Source organism: Mesorhizobium sp. M0998, assembly GCF_040318885.1.
Classification (GTDB): domain Bacteria; phylum Pseudomonadota; class Alphaproteobacteria; order Rhizobiales; family Rhizobiaceae; genus Mesorhizobium.
This window is the reverse complement of the sequence record NZ_JAMYND010000014.1, coordinates 1-25,489: the sequence shown is the minus strand read 5'-3', so window position 1 is coordinate 25,489 and position 25,489 is coordinate 1. Positions and strand designations below refer to the sequence as shown.

General features: G+C 64.4%; 25 protein-coding genes, 1 tRNA gene and 1 pseudogene. 5 read left to right on the top strand and 22 right to left on the bottom strand.

Annotated features, from left to right (window positions below; translation table 11 throughout):
- Positions 1-27 precede the first annotated feature (27 nt).
- Together NKH59_RS15390 and NKH59_RS15385 are read right to left on the bottom strand one after the other, a co-directional pair.
- Complete coding sequence (locus NKH59_RS15390) at positions 28-1,278, bottom strand: NAD(P)/FAD-dependent oxidoreductase (RefSeq protein WP_352471243.1); 1,251 nt, start codon at positions 1,276-1,278, stop codon at positions 28-30.
- 48 nt (positions 1,279-1,326) lie between these two features.
- Complete coding sequence (locus NKH59_RS15385; RefSeq protein WP_352471244.1) at positions 1,327-2,220, bottom strand: dihydrodipicolinate synthase family protein; 894 nt, start codon at positions 2,218-2,220, stop codon at positions 1,327-1,329.
- Between the two features lie 166 nt (positions 2,221-2,386).
- On the opposite strand from NKH59_RS15385, the gene NKH59_RS15380 reads away from it, so the two are divergent.
- Positions 2,387-2,977, top strand: coding sequence for a GntR family transcriptional regulator (locus NKH59_RS15380; protein ID WP_502893709.1), 591 nt, complete (start codon positions 2,387-2,389; stop codon positions 2,975-2,977).
- 13 nt (positions 2,978-2,990) lie between these two features.
- Here NKH59_RS15380 and NKH59_RS15375 read toward each other — a convergent pair whose 3' ends face one another.
- The 3 genes from NKH59_RS15375 to NKH59_RS15365 all read right to left on the bottom strand — a co-directional run bounded on the left by NKH59_RS15375 (position 2,991) and on the right by NKH59_RS15365 (position 5,709).
- Positions 2,991-3,305, bottom strand: coding sequence for a hypothetical protein (locus NKH59_RS15375; protein WP_352471246.1), 315 nt, complete (start codon positions 3,303-3,305; stop codon positions 2,991-2,993).
- A 303-nt stretch (positions 3,306-3,608) separates the two neighbouring features.
- Positions 3,609-3,905, bottom strand: a complete 297-nt coding sequence (locus tag NKH59_RS15370) for a hypothetical protein (protein WP_352471247.1) — start codon at positions 3,903-3,905, stop codon at positions 3,609-3,611.
- 307 nt (positions 3,906-4,212) lie between these two features.
- On the bottom strand, positions 4,213-5,709 hold the full coding sequence (locus NKH59_RS15365; RefSeq protein WP_353022299.1) for a CoA-acylating methylmalonate-semialdehyde dehydrogenase: 1,497 nt from the start codon (positions 5,707-5,709) through the stop codon (positions 4,213-4,215).
- Between the two features lie 375 nt (positions 5,710-6,084).
- On the opposite strand from NKH59_RS15365, the gene NKH59_RS15360 reads away from it, so the two are divergent.
- Positions 6,085-6,966: a LysR family transcriptional regulator gene (locus NKH59_RS15360; RefSeq protein ID WP_353022297.1), complete on the top strand. Its 882-nt coding sequence runs from the start codon at positions 6,085-6,087 to the stop codon at positions 6,964-6,966.
- A 37-nt stretch (positions 6,967-7,003) separates the two neighbouring features.
- Here NKH59_RS15360 and NKH59_RS15355 read toward each other — a convergent pair.
- The 8 genes and pseudogenes from NKH59_RS15355 to rsfS form a co-directional block, all read right to left on the bottom strand.
- Positions 7,004-8,281: pseudogene (locus NKH59_RS15355) on the bottom strand (D-amino acid dehydrogenase); the annotation flags it as partial.
- 117 nt (positions 8,282-8,398) lie between these two features.
- Entirely contained in the window at positions 8,399-9,550 is a 1,152-nt protein-coding gene (gene alr / locus NKH59_RS15350; protein WP_353022295.1) for an alanine racemase, read from the bottom strand.
- Between the two features lie 29 nt (positions 9,551-9,579).
- Entirely contained in the window at positions 9,580-10,101 is a 522-nt protein-coding gene (locus NKH59_RS15345) for an RNA pyrophosphohydrolase (protein WP_353022294.1), read from the bottom strand.
- 1 nt (position 10,102) lies between these two features.
- Complete coding sequence (locus NKH59_RS15340) at positions 10,103-11,299, bottom strand: divergent polysaccharide deacetylase family protein (RefSeq protein ID WP_353022292.1); 1,197 nt, start codon at positions 11,297-11,299, stop codon at positions 10,103-10,105.
- Between the two features lie 202 nt (positions 11,300-11,501).
- Positions 11,502-12,827, bottom strand: coding sequence for a S41 family peptidase (locus NKH59_RS15335; RefSeq protein WP_352471252.1), 1,326 nt, complete (start codon positions 12,825-12,827; stop codon positions 11,502-11,504).
- A complete protein-coding gene (locus tag NKH59_RS15330) occupies positions 12,828-14,171 on the bottom strand; it encodes a murein hydrolase activator EnvC family protein (protein ID WP_352450875.1) in 1,344 nt (447 codons plus the stop codon).
- Positions 14,172-14,322: 151 nt separating this feature from the next.
- Positions 14,323-14,805: a 23S rRNA (pseudouridine(1915)-N(3))-methyltransferase RlmH gene (gene rlmH, locus NKH59_RS15325; protein WP_352613317.1), complete on the bottom strand. Its 483-nt coding sequence runs from the start codon at positions 14,803-14,805 to the stop codon at positions 14,323-14,325.
- A gap of 61 nt (positions 14,806-14,866) precedes the next feature.
- Positions 14,867-15,244, bottom strand: coding sequence for a ribosome silencing factor (gene rsfS, locus NKH59_RS15320; protein WP_023678068.1), 378 nt, complete (start codon positions 15,242-15,244; stop codon positions 14,867-14,869).
- Between the two features lie 239 nt (positions 15,245-15,483).
- Between rsfS and NKH59_RS15315 the strand changes: the two genes are divergently transcribed.
- The gene (locus tag NKH59_RS15315; protein ID WP_352471253.1) at positions 15,484-16,341 is read left to right on the top strand and encodes a mechanosensitive ion channel family protein; all 858 of its coding nucleotides are present in this window, start codon (positions 15,484-15,486) and stop codon (positions 16,339-16,341) included.
- A gap of 29 nt (positions 16,342-16,370) precedes the next feature.
- On the opposite strand, the gene NKH59_RS15310 is transcribed toward NKH59_RS15315, so the two are convergent.
- From NKH59_RS15310 to obgE, 5 genes are all read right to left on the bottom strand, one after another.
- Complete coding sequence (locus NKH59_RS15310) at positions 16,371-17,660, bottom strand: MFS transporter (protein ID WP_352979117.1); 1,290 nt, start codon at positions 17,658-17,660, stop codon at positions 16,371-16,373.
- A 74-nt stretch (positions 17,661-17,734) separates the two neighbouring features.
- Entirely contained in the window at positions 17,735-18,322 is a 588-nt protein-coding gene (locus tag NKH59_RS15305; RefSeq protein WP_031212055.1) for a nicotinate-nucleotide adenylyltransferase, read from the bottom strand.
- A gap of 163 nt (positions 18,323-18,485) precedes the next feature.
- Positions 18,486-19,772, bottom strand: a complete 1,287-nt coding sequence (locus tag NKH59_RS15300) for a glutamate-5-semialdehyde dehydrogenase (RefSeq protein ID WP_353022290.1) — start codon at positions 19,770-19,772, stop codon at positions 18,486-18,488.
- Between the two features lie 13 nt (positions 19,773-19,785).
- Entirely contained in the window at positions 19,786-20,940 is a 1,155-nt protein-coding gene (proB, locus tag NKH59_RS15295; RefSeq protein ID WP_352834000.1) for a glutamate 5-kinase, read from the bottom strand.
- A gap of 2 nt (positions 20,941-20,942) precedes the next feature.
- On the bottom strand, positions 20,943-21,974 hold the full coding sequence (gene obgE / locus NKH59_RS15290) for a GTPase ObgE (RefSeq protein WP_352471258.1): 1,032 nt from the start codon (positions 21,972-21,974) through the stop codon (positions 20,943-20,945).
- A gap of 171 nt (positions 21,975-22,145) precedes the next feature.
- Between obgE and NKH59_RS15285 the strand changes: the two genes are divergently transcribed.
- Positions 22,146-23,015, top strand: coding sequence for an endonuclease/exonuclease/phosphatase family protein (locus tag NKH59_RS15285; protein ID WP_352471259.1), 870 nt, complete (start codon positions 22,146-22,148; stop codon positions 23,013-23,015).
- A gap of 10 nt (positions 23,016-23,025) precedes the next feature.
- Here the strand turns inward: NKH59_RS15285 and NKH59_RS15280 are convergent, their stop codons facing one another.
- The 3 genes from NKH59_RS15280 to NKH59_RS15270 form a co-directional block, all read right to left on the bottom strand.
- Positions 23,026-23,613, bottom strand: a complete 588-nt coding sequence (locus NKH59_RS15280) for a GNAT family N-acetyltransferase (RefSeq protein WP_352471260.1) — start codon at positions 23,611-23,613, stop codon at positions 23,026-23,028.
- 119 nt (positions 23,614-23,732) lie between these two features.
- Positions 23,733-24,002, bottom strand: coding sequence for a 50S ribosomal protein L27 (gene rpmA, locus NKH59_RS15275; protein ID WP_023678077.1), 270 nt, complete (start codon positions 24,000-24,002; stop codon positions 23,733-23,735).
- A 98-nt stretch (positions 24,003-24,100) separates the two neighbouring features.
- On the bottom strand, positions 24,101-24,808 hold the full coding sequence (locus NKH59_RS15270) for a 50S ribosomal protein L21 (RefSeq protein ID WP_352471261.1): 708 nt from the start codon (positions 24,806-24,808) through the stop codon (positions 24,101-24,103).
- Between the two features lie 337 nt (positions 24,809-25,145).
- On the opposite strand from NKH59_RS15270, the gene NKH59_RS15265 reads away from it, so the two are divergent.
- Positions 25,146-25,235 (top strand) — tRNA-Ser (locus NKH59_RS15265).
- Positions 25,236-25,281: 46 nt separating this feature from the next.
- Here NKH59_RS15265 and NKH59_RS15260 read toward each other — a convergent pair.
- A partial coding sequence (locus tag NKH59_RS15260) for a transposase (RefSeq protein WP_502908702.1) occupies positions 25,282-25,489 on the bottom strand: 208 nt, incomplete at its 5' end.

The following is a 25,489-nucleotide window of genomic DNA, read 5'->3' as shown; positions in this document are numbered from 1 at the left end:
CCGGCTCCCAACTGACTGTCTTCGAACTCAAAACCGTTGCGGGCTGAACGGGCCGAGATCGAGCGATGGATTCTGCCCGAGAACGAGCTCGCGGATCAAGCGCCCGGTCACCGCGGCCTGGGTCAGGCCGAGGTGACCGTGGCCGAAACCATACACCACCGACGGCGTTTGTTGCGACCGCCCGATCACCGGCAGCGAGTCCGGCAGCGACGGCCGGAACCCCATCCATTCGCGTCCATTGGCCGGATCCAGTCCCGGCAGGAATTTCTGCGCCTTTTCGAGCAGCGCTTTCGAGCGCGCATAATTGGGCGGCCTCTCAAGGCCGCCGAGTTCGACCGCGCCGCCGACGCGCAGGCCCGTCTCGAGCGGCGTGATGACGAAGCCATGCCCGGAGAAGATCAATTGCCGCTTTACGTCGAAGGCAGTCTTCGGCAACGTCGTGTTGTAGCCACGCTCGGTCTCCAGCGGGATTCCGTCGCCGAGATGTCTCGCCAGCAGATGCGACCAGGCCCCGGCAGCGATGACGACGTGCTTCGCCCGTCGCCGCGTGCCGTCGGCCGTGGTCAGGATCGCGCCGTCCTGTCCCGCCTCGACACGCTCGATCCGGGCCCTTTCGAACACGGCGCCCAACCTCTCGGCATAGGCCCACAAGGCCTTTCCAAGCAGCTTGGGATCGGCAACGGTTTTCCACCCCGGCACGAACGTTCCCTTGACGAAGCGCGGCGACAGACCGGGCTGCAGGGCTGTGAGAGCGCTCCCCTCGACATGGCCGAAGCCGATGCCGAAGCGCTGCCTTGCCGCCCAGCCGGGCAGTGAAGCCTTGAACTCGGTCTCGCTGTCGTAGAGTTCCAGCGAGCCGTCCTCATGCAGCATCGGCCGTGTGCCGGAACGGTCGAGCAAGCCCATCCATTCCGCCTCGGCGAGCTTCATCATCCCGGCCTGCGCGGCAAGGCCGGCTTCATAGCGGTCGCTTCGGCCGGCGCGCCAGAAGCGGACCAGCCAGGGCAGCAGCTTCGGCAGATACGCGGGTGGGATGCTGAGCGGGCCGAGCGGGTCGGCGAGCCATTTCGGCAACTGCTTGATCATGCCCTTGTGGGCGAGCGGCAGCACATCGGAGAAGGCAAAGGCAGCGGCATTGCCGGAGCTGGTTTCCTCACAGATCCCCGTCCGATCGAAGATCGTCACGTTTCGCCCCGCCTCTGCCAGAAGGGCGGCGGCGCAGATGCCGATGATGCCGCCACCAATGATGGCGACATCGAGCGTAGCATTATCATTCATTGCCGTGCGCCGCGCTGCACATCTGCAAATGCCTTCAAAGCGACTGGATCAGAATGTCGGCAGCTCTGGCCGCACCGCCAGCGCATCCCTGACGATCTTTTCGACTGCCTTGCGCCGCTCGCCCGACAATGGCTGGCGCGGCATGCGCACGCGGTCGTTGGTGTTGATCGCCAGCACTTCGGCAAGCTTGATGTTCTGCACCAGATAGGTCGAAACGTCGAGGTCGAGCAGCGGCCGGAACCAGCGGTAGATCTTCAACGCCTCCTCGCGGCGGCCCTGTCGCATCAGCTGGTAGATGGCGACGGTCTCGCGCGGGAACGCGGTGACCAGGCCCGCCACCCAGCCGATGGCGCCGACCGACAGCGCCTCGAAGGCGAGATTGTCTACGCCGGTGAACAGGTCGTAGCGGTCGCCGAGGCGGTTGATGATCTCGGTCGAGCGGCGGATGTCGTCGGAGGACTCTTTTATGGCGACGAAGCGTTGGTCCTTCGCCAACTCCTCCATCTGGTCGACGGTAACGTCGACGCGGTAGGCAAGCCGGTTGGAGTAGATCATCACCGGCAGGTCGCCGGCCGCGGCGACGGCGCTGAGTGCCGCGACCGTCTCCTCGGCATTGGTATGGTAGATCGGGCTCGGCACCACCATCAAACCGTTGGCGCCTTCCTTGGCGGCGCGGCGCGCGATCGCCGCCGCCTCGCGTGTACCGGCCTCGTTGACCGTCAACAGCACCGGTTTCTTGCCGGCGATCTTCTGCGCGGTCTTCAGCACCGCGATCTTCTCGTCGTGCGACAGCATCGGGCCTTCGCCGAGCGACCCGCAGACGATGATGCCGTCACAGCCGGCCTCCATCTGCAGCGCAAAGCAGCGCTCCATCTCGGCATGGTCGAGGCCGTCGTCCTCGGTGAATTTGGTCGTAACGGCGGGGAAGACTCCGGCCCACATGTCGATCGCTCCATCTGATATATCAGTCGTATATTTCTTAAGAATCCGGCTGTCAACGTTGAATCTGATATGATATATCAACAATATATCAGGAGATGCCGCATTGGTATATGACAGCCCGGGCTCCGAGCCGGCAACTGCGAAGGCCTACCGCAGGCTCGAGCACATGATCGTAACTCTCGAACTGGCGCCGGCGAGCTTCATCACCGAGGGGGCGCTGATTGACAGGCTCGGCCTCGGCCGCACCCCGGTTCGCGAAGCAATCCAGCGGCTGGCCTGGGAGGGCCTGCTCGAGGTCCGGCCGCGCGCCGGCATCGCCATCGCGCCGCTTCACCCCGGCGACTGGCTGCGTGTCCTCGACGCCCGCCGTGGCGTCGAGGTGGTGCTTGCCCGCTCGGCCGCCCGCTTCGTCACCCGCGAGGCCGCCGACCTGTTCCATGACGCTGCCCTTGCCATGCAAAAGGCGGTGATTTCGGAAAATGTGTTCTACTTTATCCAGGCCGACAAGGCGCTCGACGAGGCGCTGGCCCTGGCTGCCGACAACCCGTTCGCCGCGCGCCTGGCGGCACCCTTGCAAACCCATAGCCGTCGCTTCTGGTTCCGCTACAAGGCCGATACCGGCTTGGCCGAATCCGCCGAGCATCATGTCGCACTGATCCGTTCGATCCTCGCCGGCGACGAAGATGCCGCGGCCAAGGACGCCAAGCGCCTGATGGCGCTTTTGCGCGGCCATGCCGAGGCAGCTGCCACACGCTGAGCCTGCCATTTCGTCATGCGCCCTGGCCGGGCAGGGCCATCACGTTTTCCCAATTGTCGCCGGCCGCGACGATGCAGCTTCTGCCGGCGATATCGGTGACGACGATGGTCCAGGTTCCGGTCTCGGCGACAAAGACTTCCATGACCGCCTCATGACCGATCAGCCCCAAAGCAAACTGCCTTTCCTGGAACTTCTCGCTCAAATGGGCGACGAGCTCGCCATGTTCAACGCAGTGTTGATATTGCGCGCCTGCGGTGTTCGTACCCACCGCCAATGCGCCAGCAAGAACCAGGGTTTTCACCCATCTCAACAGCGATTTGCGTGCCATAGGGCACCTCCTTTGCCATCACGTTCCGGCAAAGGAGGGGTTTGACGGCCTCATTTTGCCGGAGCGATCCAGGCCGGTTCCGACGTCATCATCATCGCGTCGTTCCTTTCTGTGTTCCGGTCTGCCATTGGTGGGAACGATTTAAGATGTTCCCATTATGTTCTCGATATATGGTATCGATAATGGAAAAGCGCAAGCAGGCGCCCAAGCGGGCGCCTGCAGATCCGTTTTACGGCTGTCGCCGAAAGAATGAGCCACAGGCCGCGCGGCCATGCCGAGGCGCGCAGACCCGTGATAAATCGTTCAGGTGCCTGGCAGCGCCGCTTTCGTCATCGCGCTCTCCCAGCCTTCGCCGACTGAAATCACGCAGCTTTGACCTTTTGTGTCGCTGGCGAGGATGGTCCATGTGCCCTTGTCGGAAACGAAGACTTCAAGCACCACATTCGGATTGACGACACCGACCGCGCTCGGGTTTTCATGAAACTTCTCGCCGAGCGCCTTGACCATATCGGCGCGTGCCGCACATTGCTCGGCAGCCATTGCCGGGACGGCGGAAAGGGCCATCGCAGCGCAAGCTATAGTCGCCATGAGACGTGCCATCTGACACCTCCTTTGCGCCGGACGATATCCCCCGGAGCCGTCACCAGCGCCGTTGGTTGATCTGCCAGCATCTCCTTCGCGGCAGGACTGCAACCTAAGAAGATTGCTGCCTTCTTGGTTCCATCACATTAGTGTTCATGCCGATGAAGACCGCGACAAAAAGGTCCGAGCTTGGTGCCCGGGCCTTTTCTTGCTTTCTGCGATTTGGATCAGTTCATCGTCGGGGTGACGAATTCGGCGCCATCCTTCACGCCGGCCCGCGCGCCCCAAGCCGAAGGCGAGGACGCGCTGACAGGAAACCGTTCGGTCAGTTCATCGTCGGGATGACGAACTCGGCACCGTCCTTCACGCCGGACGGCCAGCGCGACGTTACCGTCTTGGTCTTGGTGTAGAAGCGGAACGCGTCCGGCCCGTGCTGGTTGAGGTCGCCGAAGGAGGACGCCTTCCAGCCGCCAAAGGTGTAGTAGGCGATCGGCACCGGGATCGGCACGTTGATCCCGACCATGCCGACCTGAACCCGCGAGGCGAAGTCGCGCGCCGCGTCGCCGTCGCGGGTGAAGATGGCGACGCCATTGCCCATCTCGTGCTCGTTGGCGAGCTTGATGGCGTTCTCGTAGGTCGGTGCGCGAACGACCGAGAGCACCGGCCCGAAGATCTCTTCCTTGTAGATGCGCATGTCGGCGGTCACATTGTCGAACAGGCAGCCGCCCATATAGTAGCCGTTCTCGTAGCCCTGCATGGAGAAGCCGCGGCCGTCGACGACCAGCTTGGCGCCTTCCTTGACACCGGTGTCGACATAGGACTTGACCCGCTCCAGCGCCTGCGCCGTGACCAGCGGGCCGAAATCGGCGGAAGAATCCGTCGACGGACCGACCTTCAGGCTCTCGACGCGCGGCACCAGTCTTTCCATCAGCCGGTTGGCGGTGTCGTTGCCGACCGGGACGGCCACCGAGATCGCCATGCAGCGCTCGCCGGCCGAGCCGTAGCCGGCGCCGATCAGCGCGTCGACGGTCTGGTCCATGTCGGCATCCGGCATGATGATCATGTGATTCTTGGCACCGCCGAAGCACTGCACGCGCTTGCCGGCCACGCAGCCGCGCGAATAGATGTACTGGGCGATCGGTGTCGAGCCGACGAAACCGATGGCCTTGATGTCAGCATCGTCGAGGATGGCGTCGACCACTTCCTTGTCGCCATTGACGACATTGAGGATGCCCGCCGGCAGACCGGCCTCGATAAACAGTTCGGCAATGCGCATCGGCACGCCCGGGTCGCGTTCGGACGGCTTGAGAATGAAGGCATTGCCGCAGGCGATGGCCGGCGCGATCTTCCACAGCGGGATCATCGCCGGAAAATTGAACGGCGTGATGCCGGCGACGACGCCGAGCGGCTGGCGCATCGAATAGACGTCGATGCCGGGGCCGGCGCCATCGGTGAACTCGCCCTTCATCATATGCGGCGCACCGATGCAGACCTCGACCACTTCGAGGCCGCGCTGGATGTCACCCTTGGCGTCGGCGATGGTCTTGCCGTGTTCGCGCGCCAATATCTCGGCCAGCGCGTCATACTCCTTGGCGACCAGCTCGAGGAACCGCATCAGGACGCGTACGCGCCGCTGCGGATTGGTCGCCGCCCAGCCGGGCTGTGCGGCCTTGGCGTTTTCGACCGCCGCGCGCAATTCCGCCTGCGAAGCCAGCGCCACCGTGCCGCGCACCGTGCCGTCCATCGGCTGCATGACGTCCTGCTTGCGGCCGCTGGTTCCGGCGATGCGCTTGCCGCCGATGAAATGACCGTATTCGATCATGGTCTCTCTCCCTGGTTCGTGATGAGGCATTGTCCGCCTTTGCGGGAGCGATGGCAACGCGAGCGAAAACGCAACCGCTGTGCAGAAAATAGATAGCGGTTGACGGCAGAGCATCAATTCTCGCAAATAGGAAGAATGCAGGTCCCCAGCAGCAAGGATTGAGATTGAGTTCCTTCACCGCCCCCCTCTGTCCTGCCGGACATCTCCCCCTCAAGGGGGGAGATTGGCTGTCACGCCCGCCTTCGGAAATCTTCACCGCGGCAAGAAAGACGCCTGCGGCGAAACTGCCAATCTCCCCCCTTGAGGGGGAGATGTCCGGCAGGACAGAGGGGGGCGCGAAGGAACGCGGTTTTGATCGTTATCGCCAGGACCCTCATGAACTGGGATGATGCCCGTATCTTCCTTGCCGTAGCGCGGGCCGGCCAGATCCTCGGTGCCGCCCGGCGGCTGGAGCTTAATCACGCGACCGTCTCGCGCCGCATTGCCGCCCTCGAGGCCGCGCTCAGGACAAAACTGTTTCGCCGGCTTACCACCGGCAGTGAGCTGACGCCGGCGGGCGAGCGTTTCCTCGAGATTGCCGAACGCATGGAGGGCGACATGATCGCCGCGCGCTCGACCGTTTCAGGCGAAGGCGACGACATCTCGGGCACCGTGCGCATCGGCGCGCCGGACGGCTTTGGCGTCGCCTTCCTGGCCAGGCGCCTCGGCGCGCTGACCGCTCTGAACCGTGAGCTCACCATCCAGCTGGTGCCGGTGCCACGCTCCTTCTCTTTGTCCCGGCGCGAGGCCGACATTGCCATCACCGTCGAACGGCCGACGGAAGGCCGCCTGGCGGCGGGAAAGCTGGTCGACTACACGCTCGGCCTGTTCGCGTCGCGTGCCTACGCCGACACCCATGGCCTGCCCGGAACCGCCGCCGAGCTAGGCCAGCATACGCTGATCGGCTACGTGCCGGACCTGATCGTCAGTCCCTCACTCGACTACGCGGCCGAATTCAGCCCCGACTGGCGGACCAGCTTCGCCATTTCCTCCGCGCTCGGCCAGGCCGAAGCGGTGCGTTCCGGCGCCGGCATCGGCATCCTGCACACCTTCGTTGCCCGCTCGATGCCGGAGCTGGTGCCTCTCGATATCGTCGCACCCATCCGCCGCGCCTACTGGCTGGTCTATCATGAATCGGTCAGGCCGCTGCGCCGCGTCCAGGTCGTCGCGAGCTTCATTACCAAGGCCGTCGAACGGGACAGGGGTTTGTTCGCGTGAGCCTGCCGGCTGCTGGCTGTCTTAGCTGGTGGGCGTCTTACTTGGCGTATCGTCCGGGCCCGAGATCGCCGACGTCGATGTCGGGCACCCGGCTGGAGATGATGTCGGCCAGAACTTTGGCCGAGCCGCAGGCCATGGTCCAGCCGAGTGTGCCATGGCCAGTGTTGAGATAGAGATTGGAGAAATCGGTGCGGCCGATCAGCGGCGGCCCGTCCGGTGTCATCGGCCGCAGCCCGCACCAGAAGGTCGCCGATCGCATGTCGCCGCTGCCCGGAAACAGGTCGCCGACCGAATGTTCGAGCGTGCGGCGCCGCGATTCATGCAGCCGCAGGTCGAAGCCGGAAATCTCCGCCGTGCCGCCGACCCGGATACGGTCGCCGAGCCGGGTGATCGCTACTTTGTAGCTCTCGTCCATCACGGTCGAGACCGGTGCAGCGGCGGCGTCCTTGATCGGCAGGGTGATCGAATAGCCCTTGACCGGGTAGACCGGGATGGGCCGCTTCAGCATGCGCATGAACCGTGCCGAATAGCTGCCCATCGCCATCACATAGGCATCGGCGACCATCCAGCCCTTGCTGGTGCTGATGTTGGTGATGCGATCGCGCTTCTTGACGACGCGCCGTATCTCCGTGTCGTATTCGAAGGTGACGCCGCGTGCCGCGCAAAGCTCGGCAAGCCTGTCGGTGAACATCTTGCAGTCGCCGGTTTCGTCGCCGGGCAACCGCAGGCCACCGACGAATTTCTCGCGCACGCCGGCCAGCCCAGGCTCGGCCGCAATGCAGCCGTCGGGGTCGAGGACCTCGTAGGGGACGCCATAGGCCTTCAGCACCTCGACATCGCCGCCGACGCCGTCGAGCTGCTTTTGCGTTCGGAAGAGCTGCAGCGTGCCCTTGGCGCGCTCGTCATAGGCGATGCCGGTCGCCTCGCGCAGCGCCTTCAGCGTGTCGCGGCTGTACTCGGCCAGCGGCACCATGCGCGCCTTGTTCAGCGCGTAGCGTTCAGCCGTGCAATTGCGCAGCATCTTGACCAGCCATATCCACATATGCGGATCGAGGGCCGGTCGCACCACCAGTGGACCGTGCTTCATCAAAAGCCATTTGATGGCCTTCAGCGGAACGCCGGGCCCGGCCCAGGGCGAGGCATAGCCGGGCGAGATCTCGCCGGCATTGGCAAAGCTGGTTTCCAGCGCCGGGCCTTTCTGGCGATCGATCACCGTCACCTGATGACCGGCCTCGGCAAGAAAATAGGCGGTGGTGACCCCGATCACGCCGCCGCCCAGCACGAAGATCTTCATCGTTTGGTTCTCCGCGGCGGCATCTCGTCGGGATTCGAGACCGGGATCATCGCCGCCTCATGTCTGCCGGATTCTGTGGCGTCAGCCAAGTGCCGATGCTTAGGGAAAAGACATGCGTGAGGACAACAACCTTGCGTCCTAGCCATTCACATAGCGCCGGTGGAAACGGTGGCCGAGGCTGGTCAAGACCTCATAGCCGATGGTGCCGGCCTGGCCGGCTACCTGATCCACCGTCTGCGACGACGGTCCGATCAGTTCGACGAGGTCGCCGGCCTTCAGCCTGCCGGGCGGCAGTGCGGAAATGTCGAGGATGATCGTATCCATCGAAACCCGGCCGACGAAGGGCAGCCGCACATTTTCGAGCCAGGCGGAGGAAGCGGCGCGTCGATGCCAGCCATCGCCATAGCCGAGCGAAATCGTCGCCGCGGCAAGCGGAGCCTTGGTGTGGAAAGTGTGGCCGTAGCCGACACCGGCGCCGGCCCCCAATATCCGCGTCTGGATGACCTTGGCTTGCAATCGCACCACCGGCAGCATCGGATTGTCCTTCGCCGGCGTCGGATTGACGCCATAGAGAGCGGCACCCGGACGAACGAGGTCGTAGTGATAGCGCTGCCCGAGAAAAATGCCTGATGAATTGGCAAAGGAAGCCGGCGCTTCCGGCAGCATCCGGCGCAGCCGTTCGAATTCGAGCCGCTGCCGCTCGTTGGCCGGCTGCTCGGGTTCATCGGCGCAGGCGAGATGGCTCATCACGAACGTCAGTTCGACACCGTCGAAAGCCTGCGGATCCTGCGCGACTGCCTTCACCTCGGATGGCGTCATGCCGAGCCGCGACATGCCGCTGTCGACCTGGAGGGCGGCCGGCAACTTACGGCCCACCCGCCCGGCCATCTCGCGCCATGCCGCGAGTTGGCTGGCGCTGTTGAGTACTGGGCAAAGCCCTGCCGCAACCGCTTCCCTTTCCGCACCCGGCGGAATGCCGTTCAGCACATAAATGGCCGGGACTGAGCCGAGCGCCTTGCGCAGCAAGATGCCGCCGGCCAAATGCGCAACAAAGAAAGTATTACAGCCCTCACCCATCAGCGCCGCCGCCACCGGCGCCGCGCCAATCCCGTAACCGTCGGCCTTGACCACTCCAGCACAGCCGACGCCGCCCAGCCGCGCCTTCAGCCGCCGGTAGTTCTCACGGACGGCGCCGAGATCGATGGTCAGGATCGCCCCTGCCGCGGCTTCGCTGATCGGTTCGCCCAGGGTGACGGTCGGCGGAAGAGATTTGCTGGAGATGTCGCTCATGCCGACCTGTTTTAACGGAAGGCCGGCGGCTACGCCACCAGGTGCCGGAACGCCGCCACCACGTCTTCGTAGACCTTGCGCTTGAACGGCACGATCAGGCCCGGCAATTCCAGCATCGGCCGCCACGCCCACCGGTCGAACTCGGCCTTGTGGCCACCCGGCGGCGGATTGATCGCGATCTCGCTTTCGTCGCCGTGGAAACGGAAGGCAAACCATTTCTGCGTCTGGCCGAGATATCGTCCCTTGAAGGCGACGCCGACCAGATGCGCCGGCAGGTCGTATTTGATCCAGTGCGGCGCCTCGGCCAGCAGCGACACCGAGCGCATGCCGGTCTCTTCGTAAAGTTCACGCGCCGCCGCGGGCAGCGGCTCCTCGCCATCATCGATGCCGCCCTGCGGCATCTGCCAGAGCTGCGTCGTTCCAGCGAATTCGCTGTCCGGCTCGGCAATGCGACGGCCGACCCAAACCAGGCCGGCTTCATTGAGGACCATCACCCCTACGCAGGGCCGGTAGGGCAGCGTCTCGGGCTCAACGAGCTTGTTCTTTGCCATCTCAGCCTTTTTCCGGATCTATGGCCACCGCCGAAACCGGCACGATCTCGATGCCACGCTTCTTGGCCTCGGTCACCCAGGAAGACACGGTATCCACCGTCAGGTCGAAAGCCGAGCCGATGCCGACGGCAAACCCTTTCGCCCGTGCCGTCGCTTCCAGCCCATCCAGTTTCTTCAATATGGCGCCGCGGTCCTGCACCGCATCGATCGCCGTATCGCCGCCGACGAACGGCACGCCGTCCTTCAGCGCCAGTTCGGGTGCCAGGCTGCGCGCCGACGAACCGTCGTCGACATAGGCCAGACCACGCTTGCCAAGCTCGGCCATCAACGGCCCCATCGCCGTCGCGTCGGCCGAAAAGCGGGCGCCCATATAGTTCATGACGCCGGTGTAGTTGGTCGTTCGCGACAGCGCCCAGCGTAAATTCTTCAAATTCTCGTCCGGCGTTGCAGCCACGGTCAGCGTGTTACGGCCGGGATTGACGTTCGGATAGTCGAACGGCTCAAGCGGTACCTGCATGATGACCTCATGGCCGCTCTGCCGCGCCACCTGCATCCAGCGGCCGATGCTGTTGCCTTGCGGCGCGAAGGCCAGCGTCACTTCCGCCGGCAGCTTGGCGATGGCTGCCTGCGTGCCGGTCTGCGACACGGCAAGCCCGCCGATGACGAGCGCCACGCGTGCACCGCGAGCCCCGGACCACGGCCGCGCATAGACATCGAACGGGCGCCTGCCGTCGGCGGCGCGGATCGGCAACGGACCGGTTTCGCTGGCCTCGACCAGCGCCTTGTCGGGAATATGCGCGATCCTGAGGTTCTGGCCGATCGTCGAAGGGTCGCGAATGACTATGGCCGCCTCGGGTGGAGCGGCGCCCCCCTCGGTCTGGACATGGATGATCTGCGGACCGCCCGTCTTCGGCCCGCTTATGTTGGCCCCGCTTGCGTTGCCTGGCGCAGCCATTTCGGGCGTCGCCTTGGCGGGCGCGGCGGCGGTATCCGCCGCCGGCGTCTTCGGCGTCGAAACGGCTACTTCTTGCAGCTTCCGGAACGGCTTGTCTCGCAAGGCGATGGCGCTGGAGACGCCGACCACGGACAGCACGACAAGCGTGGCCGCGACCGCACCGGCGCTGATCCCGCTGCCTGAGCGCGGCAGCCGGATCGCCTGTCCGAGAGGTCGTTCTATGTCCTTGCCGATATCAGCCAAGCCCGCACCCCCGGCGTGCATCCCCGAAGTAAACCTTCTCCGGAGGCGCAAAATCCAAAATGTCGGCGCGTCCCCTTGCTTCACTGGACGCGCAGCATGCTGGCCGCGGCCCCCGAATCAAACTGCCGGAGCCTCGCGGCCCCGGCAGCATCGCATCGCTTCGCTCAGGCAGCCAGACCTGTTTGGCCCGGCTTGCCCGCCCTTACTGGTTCAACACGGCCTTTTGCGGATTCGGCGGGAACGCCGGATCGGTCTTCTGGCCACGCAGCAGCTGCTCGGCATAGATGAGTTGCAAATCGTCCTTCGGTTCCGGCGGCACATAGGCTGCCGAACCCGAACCGGTCGTGCTTTCGTCGGCGCCCTTGATATGGCCCTTGAGGTCAGATTCGCCGCGCGTCAGGTCCCTGCCCTGCAGTTCCGCCGGCAGCGGCTGGTCGACCTTGATGTCGGGCGTGATGCCCTTGCCCTGGATCGACTTGCCGGACGGCGTGTAATAGAGCGCCGTCGTCAGCCGCAGCGCTCCGTTCTCGCCAAGCGGGATGATGGTCTGCACCGAACCCTTGCCGAAGGATTGCGTGCCGACCACCGTGGCGCGGCGCAGATCCTGCAGTGCGCCGGCGACGATTTCCGAGGCACTGGCCGAGCCGCCATTGACGAGCACGATCAGCGGCTTGCCGCCGATGTCGTCGCCGGCCCGCGCGTCGAAGCGGGTGACGTCCTTCGGGTCGCGGCCGCGCGTCGAGACGATCTCGCCACGGTCGAGGAAGGCATCCGACACGCTCACCGCCTGGTCGAGCAAGCCGCCCGGATTGAGGCGCAGGTCGAGCACGTAGCCCTTGAGCTTGTCGTTCGGCACCTGCTTCTTGATGGTTTCGATAGCATTCTCGAGGTCGTCATAGGTTTTTTCGGTAAAGGAGGTGATCTTCATGTAGCCGATGTCGTTTTCGACCCGGAACTTGACCGCCTTGACCTTGATGATGTCGCGCACGACCGTCAGTTCGATCGGCTTGTCGGCGCCCTGGCGCAGGATGGTGAGCTTGATCGGCGTATTGACCAGCCCGCGCATCTTCTCGACGGCGTCGTTGAGCGTCAGGCCGCGAACCTCCTCGCCGTCGATCTTGGCGATATAGTCGCCGGCAAGCACGCCTGCCTTGGCGGCCGGCGTATCGTCGATCGGCGTGATCACCTTGACCAGGTCGTTCTCCATGGTGACCTCGATGCCGAGGCCGCCGAATTCGCCCTTGGTCTGCACGCGCATGTCCTGCGCTTCTTCGGCATTCATGTAGGAGGAGTGCGGGTCGAGCGACGACAGCATGCCGTTGATGGCATTTTCAACCAGCGACTTGTCGTCGGGCGGCGTCACATAATTCGCCCGTACCCGTTCGAAGATATCGCCGAAGATCGCCAGTTGCTTATAGGTCTCGGAGCCCGCAGCTTTCGCTGTCGAGCCGGGCGCGCCATAGACCAGGCTCATCGCCGATGCACCCATCAGCGCACCGGCAAACAGAAGCGACAGTTTCCGCATCATTCACGTCCTTCCAGAAAAACGGTCCGCCCACCATGGGGCCGGATCGACGGGTTTTCCATCCTTGCGGAACTCGACATAGAGCTCCGGCGTGGCATTTCCATTCTTCGATGCCGAGGTGCTCGCCACCCGGGCCTCTCCCATCGCGCCGACCGGCTCACCTGCGAGCACCGACTGGCCAGACGCGACGCTGATTCTGCTCATCCCCGCCAGGACGACATGATAGCCGTCACCCGCATTCAGGATCAAGAGTTGACCGTAAGAGCGGAAAGGCCCCGCATAAAGCACATTTCCATCCGCCGGCGCTGTGACGATGGCTCCCGATTGTGTCGCAACCATGTCACCGAGCATCACCGCGCCGTTACCGTCGTTGGCCCCGAAGCGCCGCTTGATCCTGCCGGTGACCGGTAGCGCGATCTGCCCTTGAAGCGCGGAAAACGGCGCGGCAGCGGTGAGCCTGTTGCTCTCCGGCACCGGCAGCGAGGCCAATTCCGTCGGCGCCGCAGCCGATGCCGGGCCCTTGTCGGCGTCGGCCGTCTTTTGCTCGGCTGCCTTGGCCGCATCCGCCGCCTTGCGGGCTCTGTCGGCCTCGAGCGAGGCGATCAGTTCTTTCAGGCTGCCGGCCTTGGCCGCCAACGTCGCGGACCGCTGCTTTTCGGCGGCCAGCGCGGTTTGCGTATCGGCGGCGAGCTTCTGCTTGGCTTCGAGCAGCATGCCGAGCCGCTTTTTTTCCGCCGCCTGCTCGCCGACAGCTGCCGTCAGCCGCGCCCGCTCGGCCTCGATCGAGGCCGTCACCCGCGACTGCTCCTTGAGGTCGGCCAGCAACATGTCGGTCTGCTGGCGCAGTTCCGGCACCACGGCACCGAGCAGGATGGCGCTGCGCACCGACGACAATGCGTCCTCCGGCTTGACCAGGATCGCCGGCGGCGGATTGAGCCCCATGCGCTGCAGCGCGCCGAGCACTTCGGCCAGAACGTCGCGTCTGGCGGCCAGTGAGGCGCGGATCTTCTGCTCCTGCGCCTTCAGCCCTTCCAGCTTGCCGCCAATGTCCTCAATGTCCTGGCCGAGCTTCTGCTCGGTCATCGCCGACTGGATCAGCGCCGCGGTGATCGAGGCGTGGTCCTTCTTGACAGCCGCTATGTCGGCGGCGAGCTTGGCCAGCCGCTCGGACGACAGCGTGATCTCTTTCGATACTTTTTCGTATTCGGCGCGGCTCTGGTCCGGGTCGGGCGCCAGGTCGAGCGTGTTCTCGGCCCGCGCGACGCCGAGCGAAAGCGCGATCGTCGCCACGGCGATGCCGTAGCGCACGCGCCAGGAGCCCGTTCGTGATTTCCAGTCTTCAGACATTGAAGCCCAACTCTATGCGCGGCTTCGTTAACGAACCATCAACCATGTTCGAGCCCCGGCCGCCATCCGCAAACCCCATGAGCCCAAACTGTCGATGAGCATTGGGGCAAAAATCCGGGCGGCTGGCATCAATTCGCCGATGGAGCCGAGTTCATGAACGATGGTAGGGGTGACCGGAAAGGATCGTGGCCGCCCGGTAAAGCTGCTCGCCCAGCATCACGCGGACCAGCTGATGCGGCCAGGTCAGCGCGCCGAGCGACACCGTCAGATCAGCCAGGTCGCGCAGCGACTGGTCATGGCCGTCGGCGCCGCCAATGGCGATCACCACCGCCTTGCGCCCGCCATCGCGCAGCGAACCTATGCGGCCGGCGAAATCCTCGGAGGAAAGGTTCTTGCCGCGCTCATCCAGCAGCATCAGCGCCGTGCCCGGTTGCAAGTGCGTCTGCAGCTTCTGGCCTTCCTCGCGCCGGCGCTCATTGGCCGTCTGCGCGCGACCTTCCGCAATCTCGACGATCCCGGCGAATTCGAGGCCTACGGCAGGACCGCTCCTGGCAAAACGCTCGAAATAGCGGTCGGCCAACTGCTTCTCGGGGCCGGCTTTCATTCGGCCCACGGCATGAACCGTAATCTTCATCCCTGCCTCGAAGAGCCGCTGATGCATGTCGGACAACGACATGCATCAAGACGAATACGGCTCAGTGGAGGGTCTCCTCCTCGAGATCGGGCGCCTGCCACATCTTTTCGAGATTGTAGAAGTCGCGGACCTCGGGACGGAAGACATGGACGATGATGTCGCCCGAATCGATCAGGACCCAGTCGGCGCCAGCCAGCCCCTCGACGCGCGCCGTGCCGAGCCCGGCATCCTTGAGCGCCTTGAGGAGATGATCGGCAACAGCCGAGACATGACGGTGCGATCGGCCCGATGCGACGACCATGTAGTCGCCGAGGCTCGATTTCCCCTGAATGTCGATTGAGACGATATTTTCGGCCTTGGAGTCTTCCAGACTGGCAAGGACTGTCTTGATGGCGCGGGACACGGCGTCGTTTACGCTGATCCCGGCCGGCGAAGGCACGATGTCGGCCTTCTTCCGCAGTGCTGTTCTCAGTGTATTTCCTTTCGCAGCAAGAACAACCAAATCACCTCTGAAATCAGGTGACACTGCTTAGATAGGCAGAGTTAGGTTGCAGTTTCAAGACACCGCTCACAAGCAGACGCCCGGTAACGGCCGAATATCCGGCTTTTCGGGCCAGAAAATCGGAACCGCCTCGCCCCGCAGCGGTTATCGGCTCATCCACGAACCGGAATCCCGACATGCCGATCGATCCCCAGAACGCCCTCCTCACCGTGCAATCCGGCCTTGCGCAACTCAGCACGCTGATCGTCTCCTACTCGCTTTCGGCGGTCGGCGCCGTCATCCTGCTGGTCATCGGCTACATCGTCGCCGGCCTCGCCGAGCGTTCGATCTATGCCGGCCTCGGCCATATCAGCGGCTTCGACGAAACGCTCCGCCATTTCTTCTCGCAGGTCGTCCGCTACGCCATCCTGGGACTGGTCGTGATCATGGTTCTCGGCCAGTTCGGCGTGCAGACGGCTTCGATCATTGCCGCTATCGGTGCCGCCGGCCTGGCCATCGGCCTGGCGCTGCAAGGCACGCTGCAGAACATTGCCGCCGGCATCATGCTGCTGGCGCTGCGGCCGTTCCGCATCGGCGAATATGTCGAAGTCGGCGCGATATCCGGCACCGTCGAGGAGATCGGGCTGTTTGCCACAACGCTGAGGACGGTCGAAGGCGTCTACGTGCTTGCACCCAACTCGACCCTGTGGAACCAGCCGGTCCGCAACTTCACCCGCAACGGTGTGCGGCGCGGCGACATCACGCTCAGCATCGGCTCCTGGAACGACATCGATTTTGCGCAGAAGACCATGCTTGGCGTTGCCGCCGCCGACCGGCGCGTCAGGCGGCAGCCTGCGCCGATCGCCTTTGTCGCGACCGTCGGCGACAGCACCGTCGCCATCAGCTTGCGCTACTGGACGGCGGCTGCCGATTTCTTCGCCGCCCAGATCGACCTCACCAAAGGGGTCAAGCAGGCGTTCGATGCCGAAGGTCTTTCAATTCCGGCGCCGGCGCCGCAAGCGCCGCAGCCGGAGGCCTCAGCCACGCAGCAATAGAGCGTTGCAGCCAGCTGGCAGGATGCCCCTCAAAGCTCTCCGCGCCCGCGCTGATCTTCAGGCGCGAAGGCGAGATCGACAGGCAACGGCGCCTGCGCCGTCATTGGCGCGAAACTGCCGGTCTCGGTGGCGGGCACCGGCCGCACCATGACGACGCGCCAGAGAACGAACAGGCAGTAGGCGGCGGCAATGACGATTGCCACATAGATGAAGGCCTGCGTGCCGTAGACGGCGGAAAGTCCGGTCACAATGCCGGGTACGACGAAGCCGGAAAGCGACCAGGCAAACAAAAGCGAGCTCGACAGCGCCACCATGTCGTCCTTGCCGGCGCGGTCACCGGCATGGGCGCTGGCCAGCGAGTAGATCGATTCCGAGGCGCCGTCCCAGACCACATAGATGACAAGCAGAGCCGCCAGCGCGCCGCCGTCGAAACCGAGGGCAAACACGCCCGCCGCGGCGGCAAGCGCCGACGCCGCGATCAGCACAAAGCGCCGGTCGGTGCGGTCGGAAATCCAGCCGAGCGGAATCTGCAGGATCAGCGTGCCGACCGGCATTGCCGAAAGCAGCAAGGCGACGTCGGCCTGGCTGTAGCCCTTGGTCGTGGCATGGATCGGCGCAAAACCCGAGATCGTCATCGACAGGCCGCCGACGGCAAGCATGCCGGCGACGCCGACCGGGGAGATCCGCCAGGCGCGACCGAGCGCCACGGAAGCCGCTTGCGGCGCCGGCGGCTGCGCGAGCCGCGTCAGCCCGACGGGAAGGATCGACAGCGCGGTAAAGGCAATGCCGATCAGCGGCGCATCGGCCGCGCGGATATCGATCAACGCCAGCGTCGAATAACCGACGCCGAGCCCGGCGACATAGGCAACGTAGAAGATGGCCATGACCCGGCCGCGGATGGCGTTGGCGACGACATCGTTCAGCCAGCTCTGCGCGACGATGAACAGGCCGCATATGGCAAAGCCGTAGAGTGCCCGTGCAGCGATCCATGGCAAGGGGTGCGGCCCGGCGCCGACCGCGGCGTTGGACAGCACGATCAGTGCCGACAGCACCATGAACACGCGGGCATGGCCGACACGCCGCACCAGCGGCCCGGTCAGGATGCAGCCGGCAAGGCCGCCAGCCGAAAGGCCGGTGACGATCAGCCCCGCCCATGTCGGATCGAAGCCCTCGGCGCCGAGCCGGACTGGGATATAGGCGAACATCAGCCCATTGCCGACGGCGATCAGCGCCATCGACAAGAGGATGCTGGCAATGGCGATCGACGGCGCCGGCTGCCCTAGACCGTTCTTGTCCTGGTCGCGCGCGAGAATCGTCATGACCGAGGATCGCCCATCAAGCAGGTCAAGGCAGCGGCAAAAGCGACATCACCGGACTTGCCTTCCGCGCCGGTTCAGCCCTTTGCCACCTTGCGGATCGCGCTCGACGACAGCGACGAACGCGGGCCGTGGATGAAGGTCCAGGCCGGCGCCGTCATGCGGGCGAGCCGCGGTGCGTCGCCTTCGTCGACGCGGGCATAGTCGAAGGTCTTGGCGACCACCGACGACAGGAACGACAGCGTCGCACCCGGCCGGTCGACCACCGCGATCGGAAACGTCATCACGATGCGGCGCCAGCGCTGCCAGCGGTGGAAGTCGCGAAGCGAGTCGGCGCCCATGATCCAGACGAAATCGACGCCCGGGTTCCGCGCCTTGACCAGCGCCAGCGTGTCGGCGGTGAAGCGGACGCGGTGGGCCGCCTCGAAGGCGGTGACCTTGATCTTCGGGTTCTTGGCGATCTTTTCGGATAGCTGCAGCCGCTCGGCCAGCGGCGCCAGGTCACCGGCATTCTTGAGCGGGTTGCCCGGCGTCACCATCCACCACAGCTGATCGAGCGCAAGCCGTCTGAGCGCGATCTCGGCGACCAGCGCATGGCCGGCATGCGGTGGGTTGAATGAACCGCCGAACAGCCCGACCGCCACGCCTTTCCCGGCATGCGGCATGTGCAGATAGTGGGAGGATACGGATTCCTTACCCTCCCCCTTGTGGGGAGGGTCGATCCGCGAAGCGGAGCGGGGTGGGGGTGTTGCAGAGTTCAGCGTCGCACCCCCACCCGGCTCGCGATGCTCGCCACCCTCCCCACAAGGGGGAGGGTAAGACCGGCGCTCAAGGCCTCACCTGTCCCGACCCGCGTACGCGGTATTTGAACGAGGTCAGTTGCTCGACGCCGACCGGCCCGCGTGCATGCATCTTGCCGGTGGCGATGCCGATCTCGGCGCCCATGCCGAACTCGCCGCCATCGGCAAACTGGGTCGAGGCGTTGTGCAGAAGGATCGCCGAATCGACCTCGTTGAAGAACCGGTCGACCGCTGTGGCGTCCTCGGCGATGATCGCCTCGGTGTGATGCGAGGAAAACGTCTCGATATGCTCGATGGCGCCGGCGATGCCGTCGACCAGCTTCACCGCAATGATCGCGTCCAGATACTCGGTCACCCAGTCTGCATCGGTCGCGGGCTGGGCATCGGCATAAAGCCTCAGCACCTCGGCATCGGCATGGATCTCGCAGCCTGCCGCCCGCAAGGCCTCGAGGATCGGCACCAGGTGCGTGCCGGCGGCGGCACGGTCGACCAGCAGCGTCTCGGCAGCACCGCATACCCCGGTGCGCCGCATCTTGGCATTGACCGCGATCTTGACCGCCATGTCGAGATCAGCCGATCGGTCGATATAGAGATGGCAGATGCCCTCGAGATGCGCGAAGACCGGCACCCGTGCCTCGTTCTGCACACGCTCGACCAGGCTGCGGCCGCCGCGCGGAATGATGACCTCGAGATTGCCGGAAAGTCCTTTCAGCATTTCGCCGACGGCGGCGCGATCGGTAGTCGGCACCAGCTGGATGGCATCCTCCGGCAGCCCGGCTGCCTTCAACCCCTCGACCAGGCAGGCATGGATAGCGGCGGAAGAGTTGAGCGAATCCGAGCCGCCGCGAAGGATTACTGGATTGCCCGCCTTGAGGCACAGCGCGCCGGCATCCGCGGTAACGTTCGGCCGGCTCTCGTAAATGACGCCGACGACGCCGAGCGGCGTGCGCACCCGTTCGATATGCAACCCGTTCGGCCGGTCCCATGCGGCAATGACATCGCCGACCGGATCGCGAAACCCGGCGATCTCGCTGATACCGTCTGCCATGGCGCGGATGCGGGCGGGATCGAGCTTCAGCCGATCCATCGACGCTGCCGATAGGCCAGCCTCCCTGCCATTTCTGATGTCGATGGCATTGGCGTCGAGGATGTCCTGCTCATGCCGAAGGATCGTCTGAGCCATGCCGATCAGCGCCGCGTGCTTGCGCTCGGCCGCAGCGGTGGCCAGCGGGCGGGCCGCGGCACGCGCGCGGCGGCCGACATCGGCCATCAGCGTAATGGTGTCGTCCCGGGATTTTTCATGCAGCGTCAGCATAGCTCATCCTCCGCTATGTAACCTGGTCACCGACTACTTGCTCGCCACCGGCATGGCTCACCACAAGGTCATCGCGGTGGATCATCGCCGAACGCGCCTCGTAGCCGAGCACCGTTTCGATCTCGGTCGTCTTCAGGCCAGCGATCCTTACGGCATCGGCGGCATCATAGGCAACCAGCCCGCGCGCGATCTCGCGGCCCTCGGGCGACAGGATCGCCACCGTGTCGCCACGCGCAAAATTGCCGCTGACCAGTTTGACGCCGGCCGGCAGCAGCGACTTGCCCGAGAGCAGCGCGCCGATGGCGCCGGCATCGACGGTCAGCCGGCCGGCCGGTTCGAGCTGCCCGGCGATCCAGGTCTTGTAGCCCTTGACCGGATTGGCGCTCGGCCGGAAGAAGGTGGCGCGCTCGCCGCGCTCGATTGCCAGCAACGGCGACAGCCGCGTGCCTGATGTGATGATCATGGCGGTGCCGGCGGCGGTCGCGATCTTGCCGGCGTCGAGCTTGGTGCGCATGCCGCCGCGCGACAATTCCGAAGCAGCGGCACCCGCCATCGCCTCGATGTCAGGGGTGATGCGGTCGACGACCGGAATGAACCGGGCTTGCGGGTCGCGCGCCGGCGGCGCCGTGTAGAGCCCGTCAATGTCGGAAAGCAGCACCAAAAGATCGGCGCCCATCATGGTGGCGACGCGCGCCGCCAGGCGGTCGTTGTCGCCATAGCGGATTTCGGAGGTGGCCACCGTATCGTTCTCGTTGATGACCGGCACCGCCTTCATTTTGAGCAGTGTCGAGATCGTCGCCCGTGCGTTGAGATAGCGGCGACGCTCTTCGGTGTCGCCGAGCGTCAGCAGGATCTGGCCCGATTTCAAGCCATTCTTGCCGAGCGCATCCGACCAGGCGCCGGCCAATGCGATCTGCCCGACGGCGGCCGCCGCCTGGCTCTCCTCGAGCTTCAGCGCCCGCTTGCCGAGACCGAGGATGGTGCGGCCAAGTGCAATCGCCCCGGAAGACACGACGAGAATTTCGGCGCCGCCACTGGCCAGCATGGCGATGTCGTCGGCAAGCGAGGCCAGCCAGTCGCGCTTCAGGCCCGTCGTGCGGTCGACAAGCAGCGCCGAGCCGATCTTGACGGCAATGCGCCGATAATTTTTCAGCGATTGCGCGGCCATGGCTATGTGTTCCAGCGCGTCTCGACCGGCGCAGCGACCGCCTCGCGTGCATCGGCCACCACAGCGATCAGCGCGCGCAACACCGCTTCGACGCCTTCGCCGGTGACTGCCGAAAGCAGCATCGGCGCGCGGCCGGCCGCGCGTTTCAGCGAGGCGGCCTTCTTCTTGCGCGCGTCGGCATCGAGTATGTCGACCTGGGAAAGCGCGATGATTTCGACCTTGTCGGTCAGCCCATTGCCGTAGGCTTCGAGCTCGGCACGCACGGTTTTGTAGGCATTGGCCGGATTTTCTTCCTGCGCCGAGACAAGATGCAGAAGGACACGCGTGCGCTCGACATGGCCAAGGAAGCGGTCGCCGATGCCGACACCTTCATGCGCGCCTTCGATCAGGCCCGGAATGTCGGCAATGACGAATTCGCGACCGTCGATGCGTGCCACGCCAAGGCCCGGATGCAGCGTGGTGAAGGGATAGTCGGCGATCTTCGGCTTGGCCGCGGTGACCGCCGCCAAGAAGGTCGACTTGCCGGCGTTGGGCAGCCCGACCAGGCCGGCATCGGCGATCAGCTTCAGCCTGAGCCAGATGTTGAGCTCTTCGCCCGGCAGTCCGGGATTGGCGCGGCGCGGCGCCTGGTTGGTCGAGGTCTTGAAATGCTGGTTGCCGAAACCGCCATTGCCGCCCTTGGCCAACAGAAAGCGCTGGCCGACGACCGTCAGATCGCAGATCAGCGTCTCATTGTCCTCGGCAAAGACCTGTGTTCCGGCCGGCACTTTCAGCGTCACGTCGGCACCCTTGGCGCCGGTCATATTGCGGCCCATGCCGTGCGTCCCGGTCTTGGCCTTGAAATGCTGCTGGTAGCGATAGTCGATCAGCGTGTTCAGCCCATCGACCGCCTCGACCCAGACATCGCCGCCGCGACCGCCGTCGCCGCCGTCCGGGCCGCCGAACTCGATGAACTTTTCGCGCCGGAACGACACCGAACCGGCGCCGCCGTCGCCGGAGCGGATGTAGACCTTGGCTTGATCGAGAAATTTCATCGGATTGTATGGTTTCTGTTATTGGCTTTGCGGGATTGCTCTAAACCAAGGCGGGTCGAAGGGCGAGGGCCGTTTTTGCTACTGTAACGTCGCGCGTATCTCTGGACGCGTAGCATTTGGTTGACCCTTGCCGAAAATCGATCTTCGGCTTTCCAAGCGCGAGATGTCGGAATGAAGCTGGTAACTTACAATATCCACTACGGCGTCGGTCTCGACGCCCGCTACGATGTCGGCCGTATCGCCGATGCCGTGCGCGGCGCCGACGTGATCGCGCTGCAGGAGGTCACCCGCGCTAACCCGAAGAATGGCGGCCGCGACATGGTGGCCGAGCTCGGCGAGGCGCTGCCCGACTATTTTGCCGTCTACGGCAGCAATTTCGAAGCCGACGCCGGCTCGCGCCTGGAGAACGGCCGCGCCATCACGACCACCTTCCAGCTCGGCAACATGGTGCTGTCGAGGACGCCGATCCATCTGTCGCGCAATCTCCTTTTGCCGCGCAGCCGCAGTGTCGAGGCGATGAACTTCCAGCGCGGCGCGCTGGAGGCGCTGGTCGAAACGCCGCTTGGTCCGATCCGCTTCTATTCCACCCATCTCGACCATCGCAGCCCGGTTGAACGCCTGAGCCAGATCCGCTTTCTGCGCCAGCGTCTGTTGAAATACCCGCTCGAGGGCGGCGGGCTCTCCGGCGTCGCCGAGATCGGCTTGCCGGAGCTGCCTTCTCCCGAAGCCTTCGTCGTCATGGGCGACTTCAACATGCTGGCCGGATCGCCGGAACATGTCGAACTCGCCGGCCAGCCTGACCACGAATTCGGCATGCCGGTGACCGCCGACCTCGCCATCGATGCCGCCGCACGCCTCGGCGCTGCCGGCGCCGATCTCGTCACCTGGGTCGACCCCAAGCAGCCGGGCGATACCAGCCGCTACAAGCGCATCGACTACATCTTCACCAGCGCCTCGCTTGCCAAATCGCTGAGGCGCCTGTGGGTCGACCGGCAAGCGGCCGGTTCGGATCACTTGCCGGTCTGGCTCGAGATGACGTGAGCCGCATCCATCAAAAATGCACCCAGTTCCGCAGGCTGGTCCAGGTCTTGCGATCGAGGCGGTAGCGTTCGACCGGCACCTGACCGGCAACGATCGAATTCAGCATGCCCTGGCCGGCATACTGGAAGCCGCATTTGTGGATGACCCGGCGCGAGGCCGGATTGATAACCCGCGTCGAGGCGTGCAGCACCTGGATCGTGGTTCTCTGGAAGGCAAGGTCGACCAGTGCGTGCGCTGCTTCCGTCGCGTAGCCGCGCTTCCAGTACGGCTCGCCGATCCAGTAGCCAAGCTCCAGCCCGCGATCCGTGGTGTTGAGCCCGGCACAGCCGACGAAGGTCTCGGTGCCGGCCAGCGTCAACGCATAGGCGATTCCGGCCCGGCGCGATGCCGTCATGGCCAGGAAAGCGCGTGCCTCCGCCTCGCCATAGGGATGCGGCATGCGAGCCAGCATTTCCGCGACATGGCGGTTGTCGGCGAGCGCCACCAATTGCTCGATGTCGCTTTCACGCGGGGCACGCATGACCAGCCGCTCGGTCGCGAGCACCGGGCAATCTATCGTGTAACTTTCGTCGTCTGTCGCTTCCGCTTCGGCAACCATATCAAAGTCCTCCAGGCACAAGAAAAAGGGGAGATGGAAACCCATCTCCCCTGATCCATTTCCTGGCTTGGCCAGACACCGGTCCCGAGATGGGTGCCGGTGTTCTCGTGCGGAACCGGCTACTCCGCTGCCTTCGTCATCGGGTTCACCGATACGTAGGTTCGGCCATTGGCTTTTTTGTTGAAGGTGACTGCGCCAGCTTCGAGCGCAAACAGCGTGTGGTCCGTGCCAATGCCGACATTGGTGCCGGGATGCCACGTCGTGCCACGCTGACGAATGATGATGTTGCCCGGAATCACGGCTTCGCCGCCGAACTTCTTCACGCCGAGCCGCTTGGAATGGGAGTCGCGACCATTGCGCGACGATCCGCCAGCTTTCTTGTGTGCCATCTAACTACTCCGATGCGCCGCGAGGCGCCTAAACGATCTTATGAACGCGTTCGCGTTCCGTTTCAAGTCCGATCCGGCGACGATTGCGTCGGTTCGTTCTACTTCTTCGCCAATTCCTTGGCCTGCTCACGCCAGTCCTTGATCTGGTCGGCGCTGAACGGCATGTGCTCGTCGATCTTGGCGACGTCCTTGTCGGACAGCTTGGCGATTTGGGCAAAGGTGGTGATGCCCTGTTCGTTGAGCTGGCCGGCGGCGACCGGGCCGATGCCCTTGATCACGGTCAGGTCGTCCGGCTCGCCCTTCGGCGCCTTGAACAACGGTGCGGCGGCTTCGGCAGCCTTGTCCTCGGTCGTCTCGGCCTTGGCTTCCTTCTTCGGCGCAGCCTCTGCCTTCGCTGCTGCCTTCGGCGCGGCTTCAGCCTTCGCCTCGGTCTTGGCTGCAACTTCAGCCTTCGCTTCGGTCTTGGCGGCGGCCTTCTTCGCCGGCTTGGCGCCACCCAGCAGGATTTCAGCAATCCTGACGGTGGTCAAAAGCTGGCGATGGCCGATCTTGCGGCGCGAATTCTGCCGGCGGCGCTTCTTGAAGGCGATGACGGTGCGGTTCTTGCCCTGCTCGACGACTTCGGCGGTGACCATCGCACCATCCACGAACGGTGCGCCGAACGTGACGTTTTCGCCCTCGCCATGCGCGAGCACACTACCGATCTCGACGATGTCGCCGACATTGGCTTCGAGTTTTTCGATCTTCAGGAGATCGTTGGCGGCAACGCGATACTGCTTGCCGCCCGTTTTGATGACTGCGAACATTTTTTGCCTTTCGCTGTTCGGTCGGCCTTGATGAACCGCCACAGGCGGTTCGGCCGTCTTTTTGTCAGTCTGCGGGTTCAAAAAACAAGCGGCGCGGAAGATCCCTCCACGCCGATTGCGCGCTGTCCCTAACCGAAGGTTCGGCTTGAGTCAAGGCAAGCGCCGCGGGCAAGCTGCGAATGGGTTGAGCCCAGACCTTGCAAATATCGAGCAGTGACCACCGGAGCCTCGAAGAAGCACGGACAGAAGCTGCGGCGTCGGGGCAGATTGGCCCTTGTAACCTGCCTGTCCAGCCGTTATCTAGTGCGCCGCGCCGGCAACGGCGGACCATGACCGCGGAGAGGTGGCAGAGTGGTCGAATGCACCGCACTCGAAATGCGGCATGGGTGCAAGCCCATCGGGGGTTCGAATCCCTCCCTCTCCGCCAGTGATCCTAATTTGTCCAACCCGGAGACATGGGTAACAGATTGTACTTAAGACATGGGTGACAACCTCGTGCCGAACGGGTTGTCGATGGTCTGCGAGGTCCTCTGTTCCAAGTCGATATAACCGAGATCGTAATGCATGAAGCTGACGAGCCAAATGCCGTCGTCGACCTCCTTGATTCCCAGCCTCTGACCGGCGAGCACGGTCGAGACGTTGATCTTCTTCCTGTGCATGCAGATGCGGCCGCAAGCGGTA